This window comes from Flavonifractor plautii ATCC 29863 (assembly GCF_000239295.1).
GTDB classification, from domain to species: Bacteria; Bacillota; Clostridia; order Oscillospirales; family Oscillospiraceae; genus Flavonifractor; species Flavonifractor plautii.
The window spans coordinates 219-4,871 of record NZ_JH417799.1 but is presented as its reverse complement, the minus strand read 5'-3'; the positions used below and the strand labels follow the sequence as shown (position 1 = coordinate 4,871).

Here is a 4,653-nt window from a genome sequence, read left to right as displayed (position 1 = left end):
CCTCCGCCGCCGGAAGTTCCGGCGGCGGAGGGCCCTTTCCGCGCGCTGTCTGATTACGCCATCTCCCCGGCCAGGGAGCGCTCCATGTAGTCCCGGATGATCTCCGGATCGCCGGTCTGCCCCAGCACCCACATGAGCTTGGTCACCGCCGCCTCGGTGGTCATATCCCGGCCCTGGATCACCCCCTGGGCCAGAGCCCTCTGCCCCACCTCGTAGACGGAGAAGTCGCTGGGCTCGTAGAGGCACTGGGAGCACACCACCACGGTCATGCCCGCCCGGGCGGCCGCCTGGAGCTTGGCGATCAGATCCCGCCGGACGAAGTGCAGCCCCCCAGCGCCGAAGGCCTCGATGACGATGCCCCGGTAGTGCATCTGGAGCAGCATGTCGAAGATCTCCGGGTCGAGTCCGGGGGTGAGCTTGATGAGGAATACCTTGTCGCACAGCTTGTCCCGCAGGGCGCACGCTCCGGCGGTGGCGGGGATGGCCTCCCGGTGGATCTGCAGCCCCTTGCCGTCCACATTGGCGGCCAGGGGCCAGTTGACGCTCTCAAAGGCATCGAAGTCGGTGGTGCGGGTCTTGACCGCCCGGCAGCCCAGAATCACCTTCCGGTCGAAGGCCAGGAACACCCCCGGCACGCCGGAGGCCGCCATGGCCAGGGCGGTGCGCAGATTCTCCATGCCGTCGCTGAGGGGGTGGGCCATGGGGAGCTGGGCCCCGGTGAGCACCACCGGGATGGAGATGCCCCGCAGCATGAAGGACAGCACCGAGGCAGTGTAGGCCATGGTGTCGGTGCCGTGGGTAATCACGATGCCGCTGTACTCCATCCGGTTTTCAAAGACGTGGCGGGCGATGGTCTGCCACTCCTCCGGCTGGATGTTGGAGGAGTCCAGGTGGAGGATATCCCGAATCGTGATGTCGTAGCAGTCCATAATTCCCTGGGGGAGCAGCCCGGCCAGGGCCTCCCCGTCCAGGCCGGGGGCCAGTCCCTCCGCCGTGGGCAGAGAGGCGATGGTGCCCCCGGTGGTCAGCAGCAGGATGTGGGGCCGCACTCAGAACACCTCCGCCAGGGCCTCCGCACGGCGGGCGGCGTCGGCCAGAAGCGCCTCCTTGTCGTTGCGGATATCGTCCAGCCCCTCGGCGTCCAGACACTGGAACTCCGGGATGCCGTACATAGTGCACAGGGCCTTCAGCACGGGGGTGGCCGTCTCCATGGGGGTGCCGGCGTAGTTGCCGCCCCGGGTGGTGATATAGAGCAGCTTGGAGGCCCGGCACAGCCCCACCATGGCCCCCTCCTCGCTGTAGCCAAAGGTGAGGTCGGTGACGGAGATGCGCTCCAGGTAGATCTTCAGGATGGCGGGGAAGCTCATATCCCAGAAAGGGGCGGCAATGACGAGCTTATCCGCCGCCGCGAACTGCCGGGCGGGCTCAAACATGGGCTGCTCCAGCTTGCCCGCACTCCAAAGCGCGTCCCGCTCGGCCAGCACCTCCGGGTACTGTGGCTGGAGCCGGTCGGCACAGAGATCCCGCTCGGTGATCACCGTATCCGGGTGGGCCGCCCGGTAGGCGTCCAGAAAGCGCCGGGCCAGCTTCAGCGTGCGGGAGCGCTCTCCACGCACGCAGGCGTTGATAAAGAGAAGGTTTTCCATCGTAATTCACACTCCTGAGAGAAGGATTTCCAGTCTGCTCCTATCCTATCACAGGGCATGGCGGGATGCAAGCCTCCACTAGCCTCCCGGCCATCCGAGCCAAGCCCCCAGCCCGCGTTCCGGCAGAGGGCGCGGAATTCCTCATCCCCCCGCCGCCTTGTCGTCACGGCGCAGCGTACCCTCTCCCCCGTCTGCCAGAAGCATGCCGTCCATGTGCTGAGTCTGCCCAGCCGCCAGCCCTCCGCCCCCAGCCGATTGAGCCACGCCTCCGCCGTCTTGGCATCGCTCCCATCAAAGTAGAACCATTTCCTCATCGTCCTCTTCATCATTCTTCCCCCTTTCTTGTGTGGGGCATCGGCCCTACGCCGCAGTCTGATATGCGCCCCGTAGGGGCGTCCCTTGTGGCCGCCCGCGCTTTTCCGGCGGCACGCCGGAGCGCTGCCGCCGGATTTGCTCCCCTGTAGGGGCAGGTGCCCTCACCCGCCCGGGGGCCTGTGGGTATCGGCCCCTACGCCCCTTCCGCCAGCCAGGCGCGGATGTCCGCCAGGGTTTTGGCACCGGTCAGGTCAATCTGATTGCCCTCGATACGGAGCACTTGGTTTCCATTTCGTAAAATCAGGCCCTCATATTCCCCGCTGGAATAGCTCCAGGCCCGGTCGAACCCCAGCTCCACCGCCCGGAGAGCCGTCGGCCTGTGCCGGTGGAATTCCCGCTGAAGTCGTTTTTCGTCCCCTTCCGCAGCCCGGAAATCCTCACAGATCCACTCCGCCAGCCAGCCGGCGCGGCAGTCCATCCGCTCCACCCACAAATCGCCTTCCTCCTGATCATAGCGGCAATACTCGAAGGATGCGGCCGCGATGGAGTTCTGTTCCCTTGTATAGGCGGAATAGCCGTCTATATAATTGGTCTGCCCTTCTCCAACGCTCAACAGGAGGCACAGGACGAGGACGGCAATCAGCACTCCCTCTATCAGCGGGCGTATCCCCCGGAGTCTGGCTCCCCACCGCCGTGGTACGGGAAAGGGCTCCCCCTCTGCCACCACCTGGCGGCATTTTGCCCGGTAGCGGAGCACCCGCACCACGAAAAACAGATCCATTCCCAGCCACAACAGCACAAGGGTCGCCATGGCCATGGAGATATTGGACAGGAACAGCTCCCACATGCGGGGGTGCTCCCTGATGTACCCCCCTACGGTCCAGATGGACCAATAGACGGCCAGATAGGACAGGCTCCACACCTGGTCGGCCAGGGCCTTCTTCCACACGTCCGCCCACTCTACATCCTCGTCGGTCTGGAGCGGAGCGGGGTCGGTCCCCTCTTTGGCCCGGAAGTAAAACAGTCCCCCGTCCTCCTCCAGCAGCTCCCATCCGGCCTCCCCGCAGAGGGTCAGATAGTCTGACCGGGCATCCCAGTCCTTTTTCCGCTCGCTCTTCCACCGGGCGGGCTCCACCCAGCACCGGCGGGGGCGCTCCGCACGCCGGAAGGTGGCGGTAAACAGCCCCACCTCCTCCAGCTCCCAGCCCCGCTCCGCCTGCTCGTCCAGCTCCGCTTGGGCCGCCTTGGCATCCTCGACGGTGTAGCGGAACCAGCGGATACTCTTTTGCTTCCTCATGTCTCTCCCTCCAGCCTAGACAGCACTTCGTCCAGCCACATCTCGTCTGGAAGCGCGCCGCCCTTCATCCGAAACAATGTATTCCCCCGCTGAAGCACCCATCCCGATTCTCCCCGGTCAGCCGTCTCCGTTCGCTCCCCGCTCCGGATGTGCCACACACCCTCATACCCCTCCAGAGGCGGTTGCCCAGCGGCCCCCAGTTGTCTCCTGCACCACTCCGCCGTCCAGCCCGCCGCCGCCCGGCGGTTCAGTTCAGCCTCCGCCGCCTTCATATCCATCATTGGATAGGTAAACAGGGAAAAACGCCGCTTCATGACTCTTCCTCCTTTTGAAGCACCCGCTCCATGTCCGCCGCCTGCTTCTTGATACGCTCATATTCATTTTGAAGGGTCCGCTCCCCCTCCGGCATCAGAATGTAGTATTTCCGGTTGTCCTCCGTACGGGTGCGGCGGATGAGTCCGTCTTTCTCAAAGCGCTCCAGCAGAGCGTACAAGGTCCCCGCCCCCACGCTGACCCGGCCACCGGTGAGCTCGGTGATGGCCTGCATGATACCGTAGCCGTGCCGTTCCCCACGCAGGGACAGCAGAACATAAAACATCTGCTCGGTCAGGGTTTCCAGCCTTTTTCGGGCCACGCGCTCACCTTCTTATATGTCGAATATCGCTATAATCATACTATACCGATATTCGATATAAGTCAAGCAAAAAAGAGGAGCCGTTCCCGGCTCCCCGTTTGCTCCGTTTAAAGGCTAGCTCTAAGCCTGCTCTCCTTCCCATTCATTGACAGGCCCCAGCCCTACAGTCGGACCGGCACCGCTCCGGCGATCGTCATGGAGTCGGGCGTTACCATGCACTCCCGAGCCAGGATCTGCACGTCGGCTGCGGCAGCCCGCCGCAGCGCCGCACCAAAGGCCGGATGGGTGTCATCATTAGGTGCGAATTCCCGCATGCCGGACATCTGGAGCACAAAGCACACCGCCGTCTCATAGCCCTCGGCCCGACAAGCGATCAACTCCTCCAGATGTTTGACCCCCCGTTCCGTAGGCGCGTCAGGGAAGCGGGCATAGCCGTTTTCCTCCAGCGTGACGCCCTTTACTTCCACAAAACCGCGCCGCCCGGTGGATAACTCCCAGTAAAAATCAAAGCGAGAGTTTCCCCAGGTCGTCTCCGGCCGCAGGAGAGACAACCCCGGCAGGAACCCGCCGCCTTCGGCCCACTCCCGGAATACCTGATTGGGCGCCTGGGCATCCATGTTGATCAGCAGCCCGCCCTTCTCAACCGCAATCAGATCATAGCGGGTTTTCCGGTTTGGGTTGTCGCTCTCCTGCAAGTAGATGACTGCCCCTGGAGTGAGGAGCTCCCGGCAGCGCCCGGTATTTTTGACATGGCAGACCAC

General features: G+C 63.9%; 7 protein-coding genes. All 7 read right to left on the bottom strand.

What is annotated here, in order from left to right; translation table 11 throughout:
• Positions 1–53: 53 nt before the first annotated feature.
• Positions 54–1,049, bottom strand: a complete 996-nt coding sequence (locus HMPREF0372_RS11270; protein WP_007492414.1) for an asparaginase — start codon at positions 1,047–1,049, stop codon at positions 54–56.
• Complete coding sequence (locus HMPREF0372_RS11265; protein ID WP_007492413.1) at positions 1,050–1,646, bottom strand: NAD(P)H-dependent oxidoreductase; 597 nt, start codon at positions 1,644–1,646, stop codon at positions 1,050–1,052.
• Positions 1,647–1,787: 141 nt separating this feature from the next.
• The gene (locus tag HMPREF0372_RS21070) at positions 1,788–1,910 is read right to left on the bottom strand and encodes a hypothetical protein (protein ID WP_021633022.1); all 123 of its coding nucleotides are present in this window, start codon (positions 1,908–1,910) and stop codon (positions 1,788–1,790) included.
• A 244-nt stretch (positions 1,911–2,154) separates the two neighbouring features.
• Positions 2,155–3,258, bottom strand: a complete 1,104-nt coding sequence (locus tag HMPREF0372_RS11260; protein ID WP_007492411.1) for a DUF2812 domain-containing protein — start codon at positions 3,256–3,258, stop codon at positions 2,155–2,157.
• Positions 3,255–3,572, bottom strand: coding sequence for a hypothetical protein (locus HMPREF0372_RS11255; RefSeq protein WP_007492409.1), 318 nt, complete (start codon positions 3,570–3,572; stop codon positions 3,255–3,257). The genes HMPREF0372_RS11260 and HMPREF0372_RS11255 overlap by 4 nt, the downstream gene beginning before the upstream one ends.
• On the bottom strand, positions 3,569–3,892 hold the full coding sequence (locus HMPREF0372_RS11250) for a PadR family transcriptional regulator (RefSeq protein WP_007492407.1): 324 nt from the start codon (positions 3,890–3,892) through the stop codon (positions 3,569–3,571). The genes HMPREF0372_RS11255 and HMPREF0372_RS11250 overlap by 4 nt, the downstream gene beginning before the upstream one ends.
• Positions 3,893–4,053: 161 nt before the next feature.
• Complete coding sequence (gene sfsA / locus HMPREF0372_RS11245; RefSeq protein WP_007492405.1) at positions 4,054–4,653, bottom strand: DNA/RNA nuclease SfsA; 600 nt, start codon at positions 4,651–4,653, stop codon at positions 4,054–4,056.

Coding starts and splice junctions, on each gene's coding strand:
- HMPREF0372_RS11265 (WP_007492413.1), bottom strand. CDS start 1,646: ATGGAAAACCTTCTCTTTATCAACGCCTGCGTGCGTGGAGAGCGCTCC.
- HMPREF0372_RS11255 (WP_007492409.1), bottom strand. CDS start 3,572: ATGAAGCGGCGTTTTTCCCTGTTTACCTATCCAATGATGGATATGAAG.
- HMPREF0372_RS11260 (WP_007492411.1), bottom strand. CDS start 3,258: ATGAGGAAGCAAAAGAGTATCCGCTGGTTCCGCTACACCGTCGAGGAT.